Origin of the sequence: Winogradskyella ouciana, assembly GCF_009709615.1 — a bacterium.
Taxonomy (GTDB): Bacteria; Bacteroidota; Bacteroidia; order Flavobacteriales; family Flavobacteriaceae; genus Winogradskyella; species Winogradskyella ouciana.
On sequence record NZ_WJYA01000118.1, the window covers coordinates 1 to 269 of the forward strand.

1 protein-coding gene is annotated in these 269 nt (G+C 45.7%); it reads left to right on the plus strand.

Going from position 1 to position 269, the window contains the following annotated elements; all coding sequences use genetic code 11:
- Positions 1-40: 40 nt before the first annotated feature.
- Positions 41-269: hypothetical protein (locus F1003_RS15825; RefSeq protein WP_438695869.1), on the plus strand; the 229-nt coding region annotated here is incomplete at its 3' end.

The following is a 269-nucleotide window of genomic DNA, read 5'->3' on the forward strand; positions in this document are numbered from 1 at the left end:
TGATATGCTCTGCACTACGCATTATATCCGCAAAAGCGTATTGAAAGAACTTGTCCTTGCAGACTTGCAGCGAGTAACGTCTTATGTGAAAGAGCATGAACAGGAGTTTATCGAAACCGCCAACGAGTGCAGCGCAAAGGCAGTACAAAAGACGCTGACACAGCAGCGGAAAGAACTTGACAAGGCGCAGAACCGTATTAACGAGCTGAACATCTTATTCCGCAAGCTCTACGAGGACAACGCTTTAGGGAAACTTTCAGATGAACAAT